This is a genomic window from Mesorhizobium sp. M5C.F.Ca.IN.020.32.2.1, assembly GCF_004023105.1.
GTDB lineage: Bacteria > Pseudomonadota > Alphaproteobacteria > Rhizobiales > Rhizobiaceae > Mesorhizobium > Mesorhizobium wenxiniae.
Map to the genome: position 1 here is coordinate 1 of NZ_RZSX01001626.1, position 514 is coordinate 514.

Below are 514 nucleotides of genomic sequence, written 5' to 3' on the forward strand. Positions count from 1 at the left end.
GAACAAAGTCGTCTCGGATCAAGCCGCCCGTGCGGATGTCCTGGCCAAGGTCAATCTTATCCGCGCCAAGCTTGAAGGTAACATCAACGGAAACCTTCAACTGGTGCAGGGCCTGGTCGCGGCGGTCGTGACTGAGCCCTATATGGGACAGCAACGCTTCGCCTCGCTCGCGAGCAACCTGTTTGGCGGGGGCTCGCAATTGAAAAATATTGCCGGCGCGCCCGATCTGGTCATTTCCCTGATGTACCCGATGGAGGGCAACGAGAAGGCGATAGGCCTCGATTACCGCAAGGACGAGCGCCAGCGTGTGGCCGCGCTAAGGGCGCGAGACGAGCGCGAGCTAATTCTTGCCGGTCCCGTCGACTTGAGGCAGGGAGGGCAAGGCTTCGTCGGTCGTATTCCGGTTTTTGTACGGAGTGCGGGCAACACCGAAAGATTCTGGGGCATCATTTCGGCCGTTGTCGACGTTCAGCGCCTTTATAAGGCGAGCGGCCTGCTTGACGATGATCTCGGG

Annotated in this window: 1 protein-coding gene; it reads left to right on the forward strand. The window is 59.5% G+C overall.

Annotated elements, in window-relative coordinates:
• The coding region (locus EOA86_RS37835) for a CHASE domain-containing protein (protein ID WP_206630294.1) at positions 1-514 on the forward strand (514 nt) is incomplete at both ends.